At 37.4% G+C, this 20,477-nt stretch carries 14 protein-coding genes; 7 read left to right on the top strand and 7 right to left on the bottom strand.

Features of this window, described 5'->3' with window-relative positions; all coding sequences use genetic code 11:
* The first annotated feature begins 28 nt into the window (after positions 1-28).
* From UXI14_RS09735 to UXI14_RS09710, 6 genes are all read left to right on the top strand, one after another.
* Entirely contained in the window at positions 29-1,258 is a 1,230-nt protein-coding gene (locus UXI14_RS09735) for a polysaccharide deacetylase family protein (RefSeq protein ID WP_335965975.1), read from the top strand.
* The gene (locus tag UXI14_RS09730) at positions 1,255-1,950 is read left to right on the top strand and encodes a YjjG family noncanonical pyrimidine nucleotidase (RefSeq protein WP_335965974.1); all 696 of its coding nucleotides are present in this window, start codon (positions 1,255-1,257) and stop codon (positions 1,948-1,950) included. Before UXI14_RS09735 ends, UXI14_RS09730 begins: the two co-directional genes overlap by 4 nt.
* Before the next feature lie 36 nt (positions 1,951-1,986).
* Positions 1,987-2,559, top strand: a complete 573-nt coding sequence (locus UXI14_RS09725) for a hypothetical protein (protein ID WP_335965973.1) — start codon at positions 1,987-1,989, stop codon at positions 2,557-2,559.
* Positions 2,549-3,973 carry a DUF5723 family protein gene (locus UXI14_RS09720; RefSeq protein WP_335965972.1) on the top strand — a complete coding sequence of 475 codons (1,425 nt, stop codon included), beginning with the start codon at positions 2,549-2,551 and terminating at the stop codon, positions 3,971-3,973. The genes UXI14_RS09725 and UXI14_RS09720 overlap by 11 nt, the downstream gene beginning before the upstream one ends.
* Positions 3,974-3,985: 12 nt before the next feature.
* A complete protein-coding gene (locus UXI14_RS09715) occupies positions 3,986-4,780 on the top strand; it encodes a hypothetical protein (protein ID WP_335965971.1) in 795 nt (264 codons plus the stop codon).
* 273 nt (positions 4,781-5,053) lie between these two features.
* The gene (locus UXI14_RS09710) at positions 5,054-6,133 is read left to right on the top strand and encodes a serine hydrolase domain-containing protein (protein WP_335965970.1); all 1,080 of its coding nucleotides are present in this window, start codon (positions 5,054-5,056) and stop codon (positions 6,131-6,133) included.
* A gap of 391 nt (positions 6,134-6,524) precedes the next feature.
* On the opposite strand, the gene UXI14_RS09705 is transcribed toward UXI14_RS09710, so the two are convergent.
* A complete protein-coding gene (locus tag UXI14_RS09705) occupies positions 6,525-7,802 on the bottom strand; it encodes a replication-associated recombination protein A (RefSeq protein WP_335965969.1) in 1,278 nt (425 codons plus the stop codon).
* Positions 7,803-7,898: 96 nt separating this feature from the next.
* On the opposite strand from UXI14_RS09705, the gene UXI14_RS09700 reads away from it, so the two are divergent.
* Entirely contained in the window at positions 7,899-8,663 is a 765-nt protein-coding gene (locus tag UXI14_RS09700; RefSeq protein ID WP_335965968.1) for a rhomboid family intramembrane serine protease, read from the top strand.
* 56 nt (positions 8,664-8,719) lie between these two features.
* Here the strand turns inward: UXI14_RS09700 and rlmB are convergent, their stop codons facing one another.
* The 6 genes from rlmB to UXI14_RS09670 form a co-directional block, all read right to left on the bottom strand.
* Complete coding sequence (gene rlmB, locus UXI14_RS09695) at positions 8,720-9,454, bottom strand: 23S rRNA (guanosine(2251)-2'-O)-methyltransferase RlmB (RefSeq protein WP_335966061.1); 735 nt, start codon at positions 9,452-9,454, stop codon at positions 8,720-8,722.
* 204 nt (positions 9,455-9,658) lie between these two features.
* Entirely contained in the window at positions 9,659-11,095 is a 1,437-nt protein-coding gene (locus UXI14_RS09690; protein ID WP_277898114.1) for a SusD/RagB family nutrient-binding outer membrane lipoprotein, read from the bottom strand.
* A 10-nt stretch (positions 11,096-11,105) separates the two neighbouring features.
* Positions 11,106-14,330, bottom strand: coding sequence for a SusC/RagA family TonB-linked outer membrane protein (locus tag UXI14_RS09685; protein WP_335965967.1), 3,225 nt, complete (start codon positions 14,328-14,330; stop codon positions 11,106-11,108).
* A 425-nt stretch (positions 14,331-14,755) separates the two neighbouring features.
* Complete coding sequence (locus UXI14_RS09680; RefSeq protein WP_335965966.1) at positions 14,756-15,640, bottom strand: hypothetical protein; 885 nt, start codon at positions 15,638-15,640, stop codon at positions 14,756-14,758.
* Positions 15,641-15,653: 13 nt separating this feature from the next.
* A complete protein-coding gene (locus UXI14_RS09675; RefSeq protein WP_277898117.1) occupies positions 15,654-17,150 on the bottom strand; it encodes a SusD/RagB family nutrient-binding outer membrane lipoprotein in 1,497 nt (498 codons plus the stop codon).
* Positions 17,151-17,157: 7 nt separating this feature from the next.
* Entirely contained in the window at positions 17,158-20,274 is a 3,117-nt protein-coding gene (locus UXI14_RS09670; RefSeq protein WP_335965965.1) for a SusC/RagA family TonB-linked outer membrane protein, read from the bottom strand.
* Positions 20,275-20,477 lie beyond the last annotated feature (203 nt).

Genomic DNA, 20,477 nt, shown 5'->3' with positions numbered 1-20,477 from the left:
CTATATCATGAGGCATATTTTTACAAAAATGCTTCTCATAGATATAAGTATAACTACCAAGGTGGAAGATTTTATAGCCCATAAGGGCCCTAAAATAACATATACCAAACAACCTTTACAGAGCGAGTTTTTTGTTAAAAGCCATGAGCTGTTGTTCGAGCAGGGAATTTCAGATGTGGAAATTAATGTTCAGGACTGGAACGGGGTGCCGTGCTTTTTTCCAACTACGGAAAAATGTGCATTGCCTTTTGATATTTTTGCTGCTAGTTTTTATTTGTTGAGCAGGTACGAAGAATATCTGCCGCATGTAAAAGACGAGCATGGCCGCTTTCCGGCAAGCGAGAGCCTTGCGTACCAAAACAGGTTTTTAGAATTGCCCGTTGTGGATATTTGGGTACTGAAATTAAAAAAAGCCTTGCAGGAACGGTTTCCCGAAATAGAATTCCCGAAACGTACCTACCAGCAAACATCCATAATGGACATAGCCTCGGCTTTTGCCTACAAAAAAAAGGGCTTCATCAGGACCCTAGGGGGAACACTTATAGATTTAACTTCCCTAAAACTGGGGAGGGTATTAGACCGTTATCTGGTATTGTTGGGTTTTAGAAAAGACCCTTTGGACTTTTTCGACAGGCTTACGGCATTTCATAAAAGGCACAAGGTCTCGGCTATTTTCTTCTTTTTAATGGCCAATTATTCAACGTACGATAAAAATATTTCGGTAATCAACCCCACCTTTCGCTCCTTGGTTAAATCGGTGGCCGATTATAGCATCGTGTCGTTAATGGCTTCTTATAACTCGTTCAACGACATTGCCGAACTTAAAAAAGAACGTAGAAGGCTTATAGACTTTATAAACCGGCCGGTAAAAAGGGCACGGCAACGCTTTAACCGGCTTAACATACCAGACACATACCGTTTATTGGTAGATGCGGGCTTTAATGAAGACTATACTATGGGATATACCAAAGAGGTTGGTTTTAGGGCGGGAACTTGCACTCCGTTTTATTTTTACGATATAAGCTTTGAAGAACAGATACCTATTAAAATCAATTCTTTTTGTATTCAGTATACTGCATTGTACAAATACAGGAGTGTGAGAAAGGCTCAGGAAAAAATTGCCGAAATTTCGCAAAGGGTTCGTGCTGTAAACGGAGAATTCAATATTGTGTTCTCGAACGAAATTTTAAATATGCACGAGCGGAGTTCGTGGCAGGATTTATACATTAATTACATAAAAAGCAATAACGAAAAATGAAATGGAAGGATGAAGGTATTACCGATGTTTTTTTTGACTTGGACCATACGCTATGGGATTTTGAAAAAAACTCCCAACTTACCTACGAAAAAATTTTTACCAGCAATAATGTAGCAATTGACCTAACCGAATTTCTAGAGGTTTATGTTCCCAATAATTTTAGGCTATGGGAATTGTACCAGAAGGACAAAATAACAAAAGAGGATTTGCGGTACCAGCGCCTTAAAACAACTTTTGACGCCCTGGACATGGTTGTTTCTGATGAAATGATACTAAAACTATCAGATGAATATATAAAATACCTCTCTACGTACAATCATTTATTTAACGATTCCATAGAAATACTGGAATACCTGTTCCCCAATTATAAACTTCATATCATTACCAATGGTTTTGCCGAAGTTCAGCAGGGAAAACTTAAAAACTCCAAGATAGACCATTATTTTCAGGTAATAATGAATTCCGAGACTGCAGGCGTTAAAAAACCAAACCCCATCATTTTTAAAATGGCATTGAATCAGGCCAAGGTAAAGCCAGAAAAAGCCATTATGATAGGTGATAGTTACGAGGCAGACATCCTTGGTGCAAAAAACGTTGGCATGCACACGCTTTTCTATACGCCCTTACATAAAAATATAAACATTAATACCCATAAAATTAACACGTTAAGGCAAATAAAAAACTATCTTTAATAAACAATACTTTGTTTTTTAAACCGTTTTATTTACATGCCAATACCAACTAAAAAATATAGACCTTACTTATTGTTGTTGCTATGCAGTATGCTTTGGTGTTCTTGCGTAAAAGATGTAGATTTTAGCCAGGCCGAAGACTTCAGGTTAGAGCCCGTTATGGAGGTAAGCTTGGTTTATTTCGACCTCCCCGCTTCGTTAATTGGCGAAATCCCGGATAATACAACAGGCTATACCGTGAAAGATTCAACTAAAATAGAACTGTTCTCCGAGCCTTTCTTTGACGATAACCTGCAAAAAGCCACTTTTACTTTTGAGTTTACCAACACCATAGAGCGTTCTTTTTCAGCAAATATAATTTTATACAACGAGGCCAATGTGCCCATAGACAGCATTCCTATTTCTATTGAAGCGTCTTCGGGAATCCCCATAAAGGTAACATCTATTGTAACTTACAACGAGGCCGACATCCAAACAATAAAAAACATGGAAAGCCTGGAAGTGGTATTGTCCCTCGATAGTGGCACCCCAAATTTGCAGCCCGATTCAGAAGGCGTGCTCGACCTTAGATCCGCAGGAACCTTTTTTATGTCAATAGATGACAAATAAACAAGCAATAGCATTCCTCCTTTTTATATCGGGCATATGCACATATGCTCAAAACAAACAATTGCTGTACAATTTTACCGAAATCCCACAGTCGTTAATGGTCAATCCCGGTGCCACTATACAAAACAGAGGGTATTTTGGCATACCCGTGCTCTCGGGCATATATGTAAATGCAGGCTCAAGCAATATGTCGGTTTACGACCTTTTTGCCGATAATGGCGTAGATTTTAACACCAAGGTAAACAATATGGTATATTCATTAAAGGCGGGGGACGTACAACGGGTTAACCAGCAATTAGAAGTGCTAAATATAGGCTTTAAAATAGGGGGGCATTTTGGTAAAAGTTACATTACCTTTGGCGCATACCAGGAAATAGATTTTTTTAACTATTGGCCAAAAGACCTAGCCATTTTAGCTTACGAAGGAAATGCCCCAAATATAGGTAGAGCCTTCAACTTATCACACCTTAACGTAAAAGGAGAGCTGTTAACGGTATATCATGCCGGGTACCATAAAATGGTAAGCGACCGGTTTAGCTACGGGGTGCGCGGAAAAATATATTCCAGCATTATAGATTTTACTTCAACTAAAAATAGCGGTACGTTTATAACCACAGAGGGAGAAAATAATTTTTACAGGCATGCCTTGGTTTCAAATGTAGAAGTAAAAACTTCGGGCTATGCCAGTTTACGGGAAGACGACGTAAATGGTGGCCGGGACGTTGTCAATAAAATGATGCCTAGGGCTTTTCTTGCCGGAAACTTGGGGCTGGGCATCGATTTTGGCATTACTTACAGCCCAAACGAAACATGGACTTACACGGCCAGTATTCAAGATTTGGGTTTTATATATCATAATAAAGACGTAGAGCGTTATACCTTAAAAGGACAAGATGCTATTGAGGGTATAGAACTTCCGTTTGATGATATTTTTAACGATACCGGACTTTCCAACAATTGGCAGGAGCTTGTAGACGAGATAGAAGAAGCATTCCCCCGGGATACTATTCGGGATCCGTACACCACCATGAGGCCCGTAAAGTTAAATGCGGCCGCAATATATAATTTTGGGGGATACGCGGGAAAGAATGCGTGCGATTGTACTGCGTCTGGCTTCGATGGTTTGATAAATTCGGTAGGGTTGCAGTTGTTTGCCGAAAAAAGGCCTAAATATCCCGAGGTAGCCCTTACCGCCTTTTACTACAGGAGGTTAGCACAGGCATTGCGTATAAAGGCAACCTATACCGTCGATAAATTTTCAAAAAAGAACATCGGTCTTGGATTGTCAACGCATTTTGCTAACTTTAACTTCTATTTATTGGCCGATAATTTGTTGGAATATTATAATTTAGCCAAAGCAAATAACGCATCAATACAGCTGGGATTTAACTATATGTTCCCAATGAGAAACTAAAATTTTTTTTAAATGAAGAAGCTATTATTTTTAGGGTTGGTTTTTATGTCAATTTCAATCCTTGCACAAGAAAATGTAAACAACTACAAATACATTATCGTTCCAAAAAAGTTCGATTTTTTAAAGGAAGCAAATAAATATAGGGTCAATACCTATACCAAGTTTATGTTCGAAAAGGCTGGCTTTAACGCCATTTATGACGACCAAAAACCGGCCGACCTATTGGCAAACCCTTGTTTGGGCCTAAAGGCAAACGTACTGGATAACTCCAACCTATTTACAACCAAAATGAACGTCACCTTGGAAAATTGCCAAGGGGCCATTATATACACTTCAGACGAAGGGAAAAGTAAAATAAAGGAATATGAAGGCGCATATCAGGAAGCCCTGGAAAATGCCTTTGTTTCCATTAAAGGCCTAAACTATAACTACCAGCCCGTAGAGAACACCCAAGTATACGTTCCCTCGCAAAACAATACCGTTCCCGCAACAACAGCGGCGGTGGCGGTTACGGCAAACACGGCTGCCAATCAGGCAACAAGCGTAACACCACAAACCACGGCACCGGCAACGGCCACTTCAGTAGAAACCAATACTAACACCCTATTCGCGCAACCTATAAACAACGGTTACCAATTGGTAGACACCACGCCAAAGGTTGTTTTTAAAATAACAAAAACCACGCAGCCAAACTATTACATCATTCAGGACAAAAATGGTTTCCTTTATCAAAAAGATGGCAAATGGATAGCCGAATATTACGAAGGCGACGAGCTAAAAAAGCAGGAACTGCAAATAAAGTTTTAGGCATTCCGTATTAAAATAATTGCCCCGAAAGGGCATATAAATAAAAATAAACAAAAAACCTCAAGATTTTCATAGGTCTTGAGGTTTTTTCATTTCTACCAAAAAAAGATATACATAGGCGCACTAGCTATCCATACAGGCATATATAGAACAGGCAGGATAAATTGACATACCGGTACAAATCCAACTGCCAATGGCATCCACATACTTTTTTGTAACCAAAATGGTCAATACATAGTCAAACCATCAAAATCAATAATTAAAAATCAAGAAATGAAAAACACATTCTTTTTAAAATGCCTGTTAACAGTAACTTCCATTTTCTTCCTTAATTATCAATCTATTTGCCATGCACAAAATATACAGTCCAATATAGATAGTTTGATGCAAAAACAGTACCGCCCGCATGAAACCGGGGCCAGCTTCCTTATCGCCAAAAAGGGAAAGATTATATACAAAAAAGCATTTGGCCTCTCCAACCTTGAGTTAAACGTTCCTATGGAGCCCGATAATGTTTTCGAAATCGGTTCCATAACAAAACAGTTTACGGCCATAGCCATTTTAATGCTCATGGAAGAAGGCAAATTGAATTTAGAAGACACCATAACCAAATTCATCCCAGATTATCCTCACGGAAATAAAATTACAATACATCATCTATTGACCCATACTTCTGGAATTAAAGACTTTACCAGTGTTGATGGATTGAATGAAATATCAAAAAAAGACATGACGCCAACAGCACTCATTAATTTTTTTAAAAACGAGCCAATGGACTTTTTACCGGGTCAACAATACAAATATTCAAACTCCGGTTACATTCTACTGGGTTACATAATAGAAACAGTCTCTGCAGAAAGTTATGCCCATTTTATTGAGCAGCATATATTTAAAAAACTACAATTAAAAAACACCTATTATGCTAGCCATAAAAAAATTATAAACAACAGGGCTTCGGGATATCAAAAAAAAGACGGTAAGTATATAAACAATACCTACATAAGCTTCTCTTTGCCATACTCGGCAGGGTCCATTATGTCTACCGTAACCGATATGTACAAATGGAATCAGGCTATAAAGGACAACTTGTTAATCAGTAAACAAACCACCAAGAAAGCATTTACAAATTATACGTTAAACAATGGAACGCATATCGACTATGGCTATGGCTGGCACATTAAAACAAAAAACAACGTGCAGCGTTATGAGCATGGTGGTTCCATTTTCGGCTACAAGTCAATGGGGGTTTATTTGCCCGCGCAAGATATTTATGTAATCGGGTTGACCAACTGCAACTGCAATTCGCCAACACAAATTACAAAGGAAATAGCCCAATTGGTTGCAGAAAATTAAATTTAAATACAGGGGAAGCCGTTAAATTAAAAACGACAACCACTCAATCTTCAATACAAGAAATGGACTGTTTTATAGGAAGTTTTTCTGCTGAAGGCCTTCCTATAGGACATTTCATAAAAACGCATAACAATCATTCAAATTAAAAATCGTAAAATAAGAGGTTATATGAATAAAAAGAAGAAGTAGATTGGTAAATAGGATTCTTACATGTTCATTTAGCATTCTCGCATGCGCCAAAAAGGAAATTTGTACCAACAAAAAAGGCGAGGGCACATCGGCTCAATACGTGGGCATTTGCAAGTGGGGCAATGTAAAAGTTACAGTAGTAAACAGGAGTTGTGTATATGTTAGCACATACTACAATAAGCATATGTGCAAAGCATAATGCCTAATAGCCATATTTATTTTTCCAACGGTTCTTTAAAAAATCCCTTAAAGCATTTTCTCGTTGGTTGTTCCCGGGATTGTAGAAAGTAGTGTTCTCCAATTCCTGCGGAAGAAACTCTTGCTCCACAAAATTATTGGTGTAACTATGTGCATATTTATAATCTTCGCCATAACCAAGTTCTTTCATAAGTTTTGTAGGTGCATTTCTTAGATGAAGCGGAATAGAAAGGTCGCCTGTTTGCTTAACGGCCGTTATGGCCTTGTTAATGGCCTCGTAAGAAGCGTTGCTTTTTGGAGATGTGGCCAAATAAACTGCACATTGGCTTAAAATAATACGTGCTTCCGGATAACCAATAGTGGTAACCGCTTGAAATGTATTGTTGGCAATAACCAGAGCAGTGGGGTTTGCGTTGCCAATATCTTCAGAGGCGGCAATAAGCATCCTTCTGGCAATAAATTTTACATCTTCGCCACCCTCTATCATACGGGCAAGCCAATACACGGCACCATTGGGGTCGCTACCCCTGATAGACTTAATAAAAGCCGAGACGATATCGTAATGTTGTTCGCCGGTTTTATCATAGCGTACAATATTCTTCTGTACCTTTTTCATTACCAAGTCATCGGTAATGGTAATGGCATCTTTATCTTCAGAATTAATGACCAGCTCAAAAATATTTAGCAGTTTTCTTCCGTCACCGCCAGAAAGCCTCAGCAGAGCCTCGGTTTCTTTTAAGTTAATGCTTTTCTCTTTCAGCAAACGGTCTTCTTCAATTGCCCGCTTCAAAAGTGCTTCCAGGTCTTCCTTGTTAAAGGCGTTCAAAATATAAACCTGGCAACGGGAGAGCAGGGCGGGAATTACCTCAAAGCTTGGATTTTCGGTAGTGGCGCCAATAAGCGTTACCCAACCTTTTTCAACGGCGCCCAAAAGCGAGTCTTGCTGTGATTTACTAAACCTATGAATCTCGTCTATAAACAAAATAGGGTTCTTGGCTGTAAAAAGTCCGCCACTTTGCTTTGCCTTGTCAATAACTTCCCGTATATCTTTTACGCCGCTGTTAATAGCACTCAAGGTATAAAAAGGCCTTTTGCTCTCATGGGCTATAATATTTGCCAATGTGGTTTTTCCGGTGCCGGGAGGGCCCCATAAAATCAATGAAGGAATGGCCCCTTTTTTAATTTGGGACGTTAAAGAGCCGTCGTCGCCAACCAAGTGTTTTTGACTAATGTATTCTTCTAAACTTTTAGGGCGTATACGTTCTGCTAAAGGTTCATTCATAATCCAAAATTACAATTATAACTACAAGGGCTCAAGTATATTTCTGACAATTTATCAGTAAATTTAAACTGGTTCTAATTTTGATGAGGATTGTACATGCAAAAAGACGACAGTTTAAACTTTTCTTTATGGATGCTTATATACCCGCTCTTTTTTGGCCTTGCCATTTGGGGTGTGTATTGGTTTGAGTTAAACTTTGGCTTCGATTTTTCCGATTATGGAATATACCCACGGAGTTTTAAAGGGCTCAGGGGCATTTTTTTTAGCCCATTTATCCATGGTTCCGTAAGTCATTTGTACAGCAATACGCTGCCTTTAATGATATTAAGTGCCGCACTTTTTTATTTTTATAACAAAATAAGTTGGAAGGTAATTCTCTTGGGCATCCTTTTTAGCGGCCTGTTAACATGGCTCATCGGGAGGCCTTCTCATCATATTGGTGCCAGCGGACTTATTTATGTGCTGGTAAGTTTTATATTTTTTAAAGGCATTATAGCCAAAAACAAGCGTTTAATAGCATTGTCTCTGGTCACGGTTTTTTCATACGGGAGCATGTTCTGGTTTATATTTCCCATAAAAGAAGAAATTTCCTGGGAAGGGCACCTTTCTGGGTTTATGGTGGGATTGGCACTGGCATTTATATTCAAAGACGAAGTCCTTCGCAAGGAAACATACGAATGGGAGCACGAAGATTTTGACGAAGCCAGCGACCCTTTTTTAAAGCACTTCGACCAGGATGGCAATTTTATTGAAAATACAGTAGATGAAGCCGAAGCATTAGGGCAGGATAACAATTCTATATCGATTACCTATCATTATATTGAAAAGGGCAAAGAAAAAGATTCCAATGAATCAAAATAGAAAGGCCTTTAAAACAAAAAAATAGAGAAAAGCCGGGTTATACAGGATAATTTGTTTTACAAACGTTGCCTTACCACTTCATACAAAAAAGCACCACAAGCCACCGAAACATTCAAAGACCCGATTTCCCCCAAAAGCGGCAGCTTTGCCTTTTGGTCTGCAACCTTTAGGATAGAAGGGGAGATGCCCGCATCTTCAGAACCCATTACAATTGCAGTTGGCAGTGAAAAATTGGCATCATAAACAGTGTTGTCTGTTTTTTCGGTAGCCGCAACAATTTGAATCCCCGACGCCTGCATATGGAAAACAGCATCCTTAATATGGTCTACCTTGCAAATGGGCACTTTAAATACTGCCCCGGCCGAAGTTTTTACGGTATCGGCAGTAACGGGAGCCGCTCCTTTTTTCTGAATAATTATCCCGTGCACGCCAGTGCATTCGGCGGTACGTATTATGGCACCAAAGTTTCGCACATCCGACAATTGGTCCAACAACAAGAACAATGGCGTAACCCCCGATTCTATAGTCTGCATAACCAAGTTGTCAAGGTCGTGAAACTCAATGGGCGAAATATTGGCAACAACCCCTTGATGATTTTTTTTGGTAAGCCGGTTAAGCTTTTCAACGGGTACATAAGCTTTATTAATATCGTTTTTCTTGATAAGCTTGTCAAGCTCATGAAACAGGTTTCCTTGCAATCCTTTTTGAACAAAGACCTTATCTATTGTTTTACCCGATTGAATGGCTTCCATAACCGCGCGGATACCAAAAATTTGATAGTTGTTTTCCATGTGGCAAAAGTACATGATTTTTTTTATTGGGAACTTAGTAAAGCACTCAATATAAAAAATCATGTACTTTCCTGAAGTGAAACCAAAATTTATACTTTTTTGAAATGGATTTTAGTTTTACAGAAGCAAAGTACATAAAAAAACCACCTCATCTCGAGGTGGTTTTAATTTTATAAAATGGTTATGTTTTTTTACTAATAAATATTAGTTAACATCCCAGAATAGCTTAGTGGTTTGATTGTCCCCACCAATAGCATCTGAAGCGGCAGACCAATTAGCTTCATTAAGGTTTTGTTCGTTTATAGGGTATGTATACCTTGTTGGGATGGGATTTTCACTAGAAACAGGTAAAGTAAACATGTTTATGTCGTACTTTCTCCAAACAGTCCATCCTTCAAAACCTCTGTTGTACATGGCAATCCAAAATTGATTACCAATCTTTTCTCTCCAGTCAGCTCCCGGTGCAGTTGCATATGCCACTTCTGGCATGGCTAGATATGCACTCGCATCACCTGCATTCCAATATTCAAATGAAGCGGTAATACCTTCTTCATAGAATTCTTCAACAGTGCCTCCTACATTGTAAGATCTAGCAGCGGCTTCAGCTAAATAGAAAGAAACTTCTGCATAATCCAATAAGTCTCCAGGATATGTTGGCTCTAACATAACAGGTCCTATATGTGTATAGGAGTTAAAGTTGTTGTTATCTCCATAAGGACCACCTTCGTATGTATCTGCTCCTAAGTTATCATCAAAATATACCATTCTTCTTGGGTCATCAAGTCCATTCATGAAATCAACAATGGTACTTGCTACCACAAAGTCAGATCTACCAGATTGAACTAAGTCTACCCAAAGTGGATTGGTATTAGGTGCAAAGCCTTGATATGGTATAAGTGCATTATCTTCATTTGAGGTAAATACACCCGCAGCTACAGCAGCTTCAACTGTTTGTTGGGCAAGAGATGGATTTACGTCACTTAACCTGATACCTAGTCTCAATTTTACAGAATTAGCAAATTTTGACCATTGTGCCATATCGCCTTCATATATCTGGTCTTCATCCATATAGCCGCTTCCAGTTTGAAAATCAGGAATAACAGTATTGATTCTGCTGATTAGATCTTCGTAGATAGTAGCTGCGTCATCGTATTCTGGAAGGGGGTAATTTTCGATATCCAATGCTTGAGTATAAGGAATATCCCCAAAACTATCTACTAATTGTTGCCATGTATAAATTGCCAATAGTTCTATTTGAGCTAAGCGGCCAGTTTTTTCAGAACTTGATAATTCAGGATCTTCCATAACTTTAGCTTTAGCATCTTTTAAATCGAACAATACATCACGATACATTTCACTCCAGTGATTTTGGGTGATATTTCTCCCATTTAAATCATAATTGGATTCGTCGATATATGTCGTTTCAGTCCAGTACTGAGATAACAACCTATAAACATTCAGGTTTACACTGGTGCTGGTCATTTGATCAAAAAGGCTCTTTGTAGCTGATGTGAAAAGAGCACCGGAGGCTACTTGCTGAGGATTTTTTGGGTCCTCGTTGTAGCTTTCATATTTATCATCGCTCTGACAAGATGATAGTACGAGAGCGATTGTGAATATAGATACAAATATTTTTTTCATGATTAATTTTTTAGAATTGTAGTTTAAGACTTGCTCCTATTTCCTTTACAGCAGGATAAGAACCTGATTGGTACCCTTGGATATTACCAGAGCTTAAACCAGCTTCGGGATCAGCATAAGGAACATTCTTATGAATAATCCATAGGTTTCTACCTATTAATGAAAGAGAAGCTCCGCTTAGAGGTAGTTTGCTGATAAAATCTTTACTAAAGTTGTATGTTAAGCTAGCTTCTCTAAGTTTAATATAAGATGCGTCATAAACATGAGCGGCATTTGGTGTTCTAACATAACCCCATGGATTTGCATAGGTGGTAGCTGCAGCTCTAACATCGTTTGGAGTTCCATCTTCTTTTACACCTGGGAGAATAACCCCTCCGCTATCTGCACCACTGGTAACAGGATTTCTTACAGGGTTTCCTAAATCGTTAGTGCCTGCTGTAAAATCATATAAACCTGTAGCGTAACCATACCATGTATCAAGCGAGAATACATCTCCACCTTTTTGGATATCGATTAAGAAACTCAAGTTAAATCCTTTGTATGTGAAGCTGTTGTTAATACCACCTTTCCAATCTGGATTTATATTTCCTATAACATTGTTACTAGCAGAGGTTCTTAAATAATAACCATTGCTACCTACAACCTTTTGTCCATTATCATCATAGATATAATCTGAACCTCTAATGGTACCATATGGTTCTCCAGGTGTGGCATTAATACTAACACCTCCTTGAAGGCTAGCCATTACTAAGTTATCAATACCTTCTCTAAGCTCAACTACTTCACTTCTGTTTCTAGCCCAGTTTAACGTAATGTCCCATTTAAAGTCTTCTGTTCTGATTGGCGAACCATACAAAAGTACTTCAACCCCTTTATTTTCAATAGTACCGGCATTTAGCCATCTTGAAGAATAACCAGTGGCATTAGAAAATGGAACATTTACAATTTGATCTTCGGTTCTTGTATTGTAATAGGCAACATCAAAACCTAATCTTCTTTCTGCAAAAGCCATTTCAAGACCAAATTCATAAGATTTTTGTCTTTGCGGCTTTAAATCTATTGTGTTTAATGCACTTGGGTTAGTGGCAACACCAGAACTATTAAATGCAGTAGAAACATCATATGTATTAAAAACCCTATATGGGTCGGTATCATCACCAACTTCTGCGTAGTTAGCTCTTAATTTTCCCAAGTTTAACCAACTTGCTTCCATCAACTGAGAAAACAAGAAACTTCCAGAAACTGAGAAATAGCCATATGTATTGTCTGCTTTAGGTAAAGCAGAAGAACGGTCTCTTCTGTATGTACCTTCTAAGAACAAAAGATTGTCATATCCTAAACTTGCTCGTGCATATACACCGTCTACCATTTTAGTTGCATCGTATTCGTCTGGTGCTTCTAGCGGGCTAACGGTATTAATTAGTGAGTATAGTCCAGGAATTGCTAAACCTCCATTTGTTGTAGCTCTAATAGAGTTCCAAGTTTGTCTTCTAAGGTTAAATCCAATGTTTCCATCTAAATTTAATTTTTCAGAAAGATCTTTATTGAAATTTAAAATTAAATCGTAGTTGTATTCTGCTACATCATTGTTGTATCTGGAATATTGAGACACATCTGCACTTCCTACATTTATTCTCTCTTCTTGTAATTCACTATATGTATCGTACGTGAACCTTCCCAATAAACTAAATACATCGTTTATTTGGTAGTTTAAAACAACATTACCAAAATATCTATTTCTTGAATCTGTTTCATAGTTTTCATAGAAAACCCAGTATGGATTGTCTGAATATATAGGACGAAGGTTGGTAGATGAGTTAGGGTTCCATGATAAGTTTTTCCCTGTAGAAAAATAAGCTTCTTTCTGCTCTTGGAAATCTACATTGGTTTGGAACCATTGTCTAAACTGTTGCATAACGTTTTTAGAATCGTATCCAGTTCCATAACGTCCTTTACCACTTGTTTTGGTGTAAGTCATAGCTGCTGACAACTTTAATTTGTCAGTCAGGTCATGAGATGCATTAAAGTTTATGGTATTTCTTTTAATTCCACTATTTGGAATAATACCTTCTTGATCAAAATTAGTGATACCAACTCTAAAGCTACTTTTGTCGGTGCTACCATCAAAAGATACTGAATTGATTACAGTAGCAGCACTTTCAAATATAGAATTAGGGTTGTTTTTACCTGCTACCCAAGGAGATGCTTGTTGATAGGTAGATAATTCTGGATAAATAGAATTCCATTGATAAATCATTAAGTTTGGATCAAAAGCGGCACCATAAGAGGCATCTTCTGTAAATGGTGTAGTTAAATCATCTATTCCATCACCATTGATATCAGCAAGGTTAAAGTAACCGTCGTCTGATGAATAATAAGGACCATAACCAGCACCATATTTATCTTGATATGTAGGAAGGGTAGACTTATCTACTGTGCCAACAGTTACACTGGAATTAACAGTTACTCCAATACCTTTTTTAGTTCGGCCTTTTTTAGTTGTGATAATCACGGCGCCGTGCATACCTCTAGACCCGTAAAGAGCTGTTGCGGCAGCACCTTTTAGTACGTTAATGCTTTCAATGTCATCAGGGTTAATATCTGAAGCGGCATTACCATAGTCAAAACCACCACCACCACTTCTTTGGGCTGATGTGTTTGTATTTTCGTTGCTAATTGGAATACCATCCACAACGAATAATGCTTGGTTGTTTCCAGAGATGGAGTTGTTACCACGAATTACAACATTGGAAGATCCACCTAAAGTACCGGAACTTTTTACGTCCAATCCAGCAACTTTACCAGAAAGCGAATTTACGAAGTTGTTAGTCTTCACCTTTGATACAGCTTCGCCATCAACTTTTTGTGTTGCATATCCTAATTGTTTCTTTTCCCTTGAAATACCTAAAGCCGTAACTACAACTTCATCAAGAGCTTGCGCATCTTGCCCTAAAGTAACATCTATGCTGCTGGCAGCACCTACAGTTCTTTCTTCAGTTTTTTGCCCTACAAAGGAGAATACCAGTACATCTCCTGTGCTAGTTTGGATGGAATAATTACCATCAAAATCAGTTTGGGTACCATTACTGGTCCCTTTAACTACTACATTCGCACCAGGTAGTGGCAGTCCATCTTGGTCTGTGATCACACCCGTTACGGTTTTTTCTTGCGCAAAAGTTATTTGCACAATTAACGCTAGTATTAGCGTCAAAAATCCACTAAACTTTGTTCTCATTTTATAAATTTATTTGAATTAGCTGACGCGAAAATGGTAATTTAATGTTAATAATCCAACTTTTCTTAAGAAAAAATAAAGAAAAATAACATTTAAAACTTTAACATTACGTACTTGATAATTAAGAATACCCCTATTTAACAATACGCTAATATTGATGTATTGTATAGTTTAAATTTTGACATATTCTTAATTTTCTATTGGAAGGTTAAAAAAGTAAAAAAATTGTTAGATGATATTGTTTTGAATATGAAAGTGAAGTTTTGTATAAAAAGGGATCAGTGTATGTAAACTGTTATTTTTAACTATGCTATGGAAGTTATAACATGGTGAAAATATTATTTGGGTTTTAGAATTATAATAAAAGCAGTCCCATTATACAAAAATGAGACTGCTTTTATTATGGAATATGATTTAATTAAAAATCATTGTTTTTCAAATACTGTTCTAAATTGACCAAATGAACCAGCATCTACGGTGTTTGTTGTAGTAATATCTATAATGCCAACACAATTACCCGGGGATGGAGCACTTGTTCCAGTTCCTTCCCATCTTAATTCACCATAGGTATATCCAATGTTATTTGTATTAAAAGCAGGTTGCTTAGCAATTGTTAAATCTCCAGTAGCTGGGTCAACATCAACTATTACATCATATGCTTCAGGATGTGCAGCTACATTTACCATAGTAAATTGATTTTCGCCTGGCCCATCTATAACCTCAAATGGTTGAGGCTGTCCAATATAAAAACCAAACTCATCAGTGGTTGCAATATATGTTCCCGCATAATCATTAATGTTATATGGACAGGTATACGCAATAGATGCGCTCAAAGATTTGGTTTTGTCGTTGATTACTATTTCACCATTAGATGAAACTTCCGATATCATTAAATTTAATATTGGAGTCTCTGATACTGGTGTAGATATCCCATCTGTGATGATAGTGATGGGGATTCCACCTTCATAGATATCTTCTGAAGCATCAGGAGTTAAAGTTATCGTTTTGGAATTTAATCGATAATTAACTCCCTCCTCTGCTGTAGAACTGGGATCAACACTTATGGTAACCGTGACTTCATCACTGAATTTGTTTACAGAAGGTCCTATTATTTGAACAGGAATTTCAGAGTTAACTTCTTGGCCATTAGCCTCAGCTTTGAAAGTAGCTGTGCTGTTTGCAAAGCCGACTAAATTAGGCCCTGTTCCAAAATCGGTGACTTCATCATCGAGTAAACATGAAGCAAACATTATCCCCACCGCTATACAAATAGCTAATAATTTTATGTTTTTTATATTTTTATTTTTCATGATTTAGAATGTTTTATTTCCAAAAAGGGTTCTTGGTGAATGCATCTTCAGTTGTTGTAGGCGGAACATTGTCAGAATTTCTTGAATATTCGGAAGTAGGATACAACAATCTAATAGGGCGTCTATTCCCTCCATCAACGGATGTTGGTAAATCAGTTGGGAATCCGGTTCTGGTATATTCAATCCATGGTTCAATAGAAATACCATTTAGTGCAATCCATTTTTGAGTGATTATAGCCTCAATTTTATCGCTGGAAGAAGCCCAGGACACGTTTTCAATTGCTTGACTATAATAAGTTTGCGCATCTTCTGCTTCTAAATAGTCGAAGGAAGCCTCAATCGCCTGGTTATATAAATTCATTGCCACAGCATCTCCCCCTGGAATATAACCTCTTGTAACAGCTTCAGCTTGTAAAAAAAGAGCTTCAGATAATAACATAAGGGGTTGATCTTGATCAGCGCTTTTTAGAATTCCTGGACCAACAGCAGACAAATCATCTGAAGTGAACCCTTCACCTGGAAGATTTATAGATTGATTTACACCTTTAAGCTCATCGGCATTATCACTTCCTGTATATATTCTTAGTATACGAGGGTCATTAGTGCTATCCAATAAATCTATAGCATAATCGGTAGCAACTGTAAAATCATGACGATCGGTTTCAACCCCGGTTGATTGATACCCGAGATAGCCATAAACAGGTGTTTGTTGGTCAGCATTTTGAGAATAACCTGGGTTTGCTGAAATATTATCAGTTATATACCCTGCTCCATTTGCATCTATGAGGGCAATCTGTTCCTGTATATAACTATCTTGCCCAGAATTACTCATGCGCATTAACATCCTTAATTTGACAGTATTGGCAAATTGAGCCCAAGCTGTCATGTCGCCATGTAAAATAATATCGCTATCTCCAGGATTCTCTGAATTTTCTGAAGGAATGTTAAGGGCAAGGTTAGCAGCAGTCGTTAATGAGTCTATAACATTTTTATATATAGTCTCTTCATTATCGTATACAGGTGTAGTATTTCCCCCTCTTTGATTAGCTTCCGAATAAGGAACATCTCCATATAGGTCAACAAGGTATTGATATTGGAACCCTGAAAGAGTCTCAGTGATAACTTTGTATGAACTATAATCTAGAACACCTTGGGGATCGGCATACTCTTCAACGAATGTTAAGTTTTTAAAAATATCCGCATATGAGCTCTCGAAAATGTTGGTGTAAAATGTATTTGTGACATTATATCTTAACAAATCACCATTGGCAGACCAGTTCGAAGGTACTGCATAAGAATATGCAAAGTATTGTCCAAGATACATCATAGAAGTGCCATAGAGATTTGCTAACTGTTGTTGAGCAACTGGCAATGTGAGTTTGGGTGTCGATGTTGGAGGATTGTTTGGATTGTCATTTACATCCAAAAAATCATCACTACAGCTTGCTAATACTGTCAAACAGATGATTAGCAATATTCTTCCAATTTTATTAATTTTTATTTTCATCATTATTTCTTTAAAATTTTGCCGTAAGTGTTATACCATACTGTCTTGTAGGTGCAGTTTGGCTTTGAGAGCCGAAACCTGTAGCATTACCACTATTGTAGTTAAATTCTGGATCAGTATATACATTATCCTTAGGCCTCCAAGTGACTAAATTTCTCCCGTAAATACCAATATTTAAATTGGTAAGTCCTAAATTACCTATTGCGTCTAAATCAAAGCTATAACTCAAAGCGACTTCTCTTAATTTAAGTGTTGTAGCATCGGTAACATAATTTGATTTTGTGTTATTATAGGTGTCCCAGAAATTATTACCCCCACCTGTTGTAGGTCTATCTGTATTTTCTACATAACCTCCGTTTCCATCTGAATAAACAGAATTAGGAAATATAAACGGTTGTCTATTTGATGTAACACTGTGTTGTGTAAGTCCTGTAAATTCTAGGGCATCAACTAAATTATTATAAAATACGTGGCCTGTTCTGTAATCCATAACAGTATACAATTTAAATCCTTTGTAATTTAGCGTTGAATTTAAGCCAACAATATAGGTAGGCACAGTTTTGCCTTGACTTTTTAAGTCTCCGTCTTCGAGTGGGTCTCCATCATCACCTACGATAACTCTTCCAAATTCATCTCTTTGATAATCGGTAGTTTTAATTAATGGATAAGGTTGCCCGATTTCAGCTACGATTACTGCACCATATGCTGAATTATCAGCATAAGGGCCACCGATTTCTACCTGATTAACTCCATCTTTTAATGATAAAACTTTTGAGTCATTTAAGGAATAATTAAGGTTTACATCCCATGAGAGGTCTTCATTTCTAATAATTCCTCCTCTTAGATCGATTTCAATACCTCGGTTTTGTATTTCACCAATATTGGTGAAAATGCTTCTTGCTCCTGAAGTGACCGAGGTGTTAATAGGAACAAGTTGGTCTGTTGAATTTGTTTTGTATAATGTTACACCACCAGAGAGTCTATCTCCATTAAAGAAACCAAATTCGACGCCAGCTTCCATTGAAGTTGTAAACTCCGGTTTTAGATTTGGATCAGGCTCTTGAGATGATAATGAAAGCCCTGCATTGGCTCCATAGGGGAAAGAACCATAGCCTTGTGATCCATCTGGCGCAAAGAATGAGCGGTTCGAATCATATGGGCTTAAGTCATTACCGGTTTTAGCTATGTTAAATGTAGTTTTTAGATAATTCAAGGTCCCTTTAATAGCGGGGAAGGCAGTTGTAGGAACGAATGAAATTCCTCCGCTGGGGTAAAAGTAAGACCTACTATCTTTAGGTAGAGTTGAAGTCCAATCATTACGGCCAGAAGCGTTTAAAATAAGGTAGTCCTTATAATTTAAAGTAAGGTCACCATAAACTCCAATCTTTCTGTACTCTTCAGAATTTTCAAAACCTTCTAAATTTCCCGTTCTAGTTGAAACATTATAAAAATCAGGTAAAATTAAGTTGTTCCCAGAAACTTGTATATTTTTTTCATTCTCAATTCTTACATTATTACCGATATTAACATTCGCATGTAAATCCCCTAAATCTTTGTCGAATGTCAAGATAAAGTCGCTATTAAACCTGCTACGGTTAAAAATTTCGTCACGTACTGAAGGAGGAAATTCAGCAATAGTTGCATAATCATTAGGAATAGTGAAATCATACGATAAGCCACCTAGTTCATCTTTTTGTTCGTCGCTATATTTCGTATAACCCATTCGAACATTGGCCTCAAACCAGTCTGTGAATTCATAGTTTGCGTCTGTTATAAAAGTAAATTCAAATGTATCGGATAAATTTCTTTGAGTATCAACTATAAAATAAGGGTTTTCATAAAAACGATAATACGAAACCTCATTTCTTGTAAATTCTCCATTTCTCCAATTTTTATAATTCGTAATTGGAATATGCAATGGCGTATTAATTACATACCAATAAAGAGGCCTTGATTGATGACCTCCTGAGCCGACTTGGTTAGTGTGAGATCTAAAAAAAGAAGCATTCCCATTAATTGTAAACTTTCCATATTCTAATCCTCCCTTTAATCTAACATTCGTCCTGTTATATTGATCTTTCGGGATGGTTCCCTTAATATTGGAGTGGTCAATTGAAAACAGGAAATTACTTACATTATCACCACCTTGAACCGTAACACCATTTCTAATTGTACTTCCGGTTTCAAAAAAACTTCTATGGTTATTAGGGATAGGGGAATATGGTACTTGAAGGACTCTTCCGTCGGGATAAGTTTCACTTGCGTCAACAAGTCTTCCGTCAAATCTTGGCCCCCAATTTACGTTTTCTAATGGATAAAGGGTTCCGTCAGGAAATCCTCCGACACCAAATTCATCTTGGAATTCAGGCATATAGGATATGGATTCCTGTTGATAAGTACTGTTAAAAGTAACTTGGAGTTTATTCGTACCTTTTTTTGTTGTGATTAAGACAACTCCATTTGATGCATCTGATCCGTATAGGGCAGCTGCATTAGATCCTTTTAACACAGTAATGTCTTGAATGTCATCAGGGTTGATTCGATCTAAAACACCCCTATTGCTAGGGTAACCATCAATAACAATTAAAGCTTCATTATTTCCTAGTAGAGATCTATTACCACGTAAGATCACTCTTGTATTTGGATTAACTCCACTACTAATAGTGTTTACTTGCAAACCAGAAACTTTACCTGCAAGAGCCGTAGCGGCATTAACTGAACGTGTCTCAGTTAGTTGGTCATTGTCCACTTTGGCAACGGAATAAGAAAGTTCTCTTGAATTTCTTTGAAGACCTAATGCTGCTGTAACTACCACTTCGCCTAATGTTTGAGCATCAGTGCTTAAAGTAATGTCGATAGTGTTTTGGGTACCAATACTTCTTTCTTCTGTTTTTTGTCCTACATAGGAAAAAACCAGAACATCACCTGTGCTGGCCTGGATGGAATAATTACCATCGAAGTCAGTTTGAGTGCCATTGTTTGTTCCTTTAACTACTACACTCGCACCAGGTAGTGGCAGCCCATCTTGGTCTGTGACCAAACCTGTTACGGTTTTTTCTTGTGCAAAAGTTATTTGCACAACTAACGCTAGTATTAGCGTTAAAAATCCACTAAACTTTGTTCTCATGTTTTAATATTTATTTGAATTAGCTAACACTAAAATGGTAATTTTTTGTTAAAAACACAACTTTTATTAACAAAAAATAAAGAAAAATAACATCTGAAGCCATCGAATGTAATTGATGATTAAGAATATACATGTGTAGAAATGTGCCAATATTAGGGTGTTGCTACTATAGAATATAGTTAAAATCATAATTTCATTTTAGT

The sequence above is a fragment of the Galbibacter sp. PAP.153 genome (assembly GCF_037029175.1).
GTDB classification, from domain to species: domain Bacteria; phylum Bacteroidota; class Bacteroidia; order Flavobacteriales; family Flavobacteriaceae; genus Galbibacter; species Galbibacter pacificus.
Note: the sequence above shows the minus strand (reverse complement) of the source record. Positions and strands in the feature narration are given on the sequence as shown.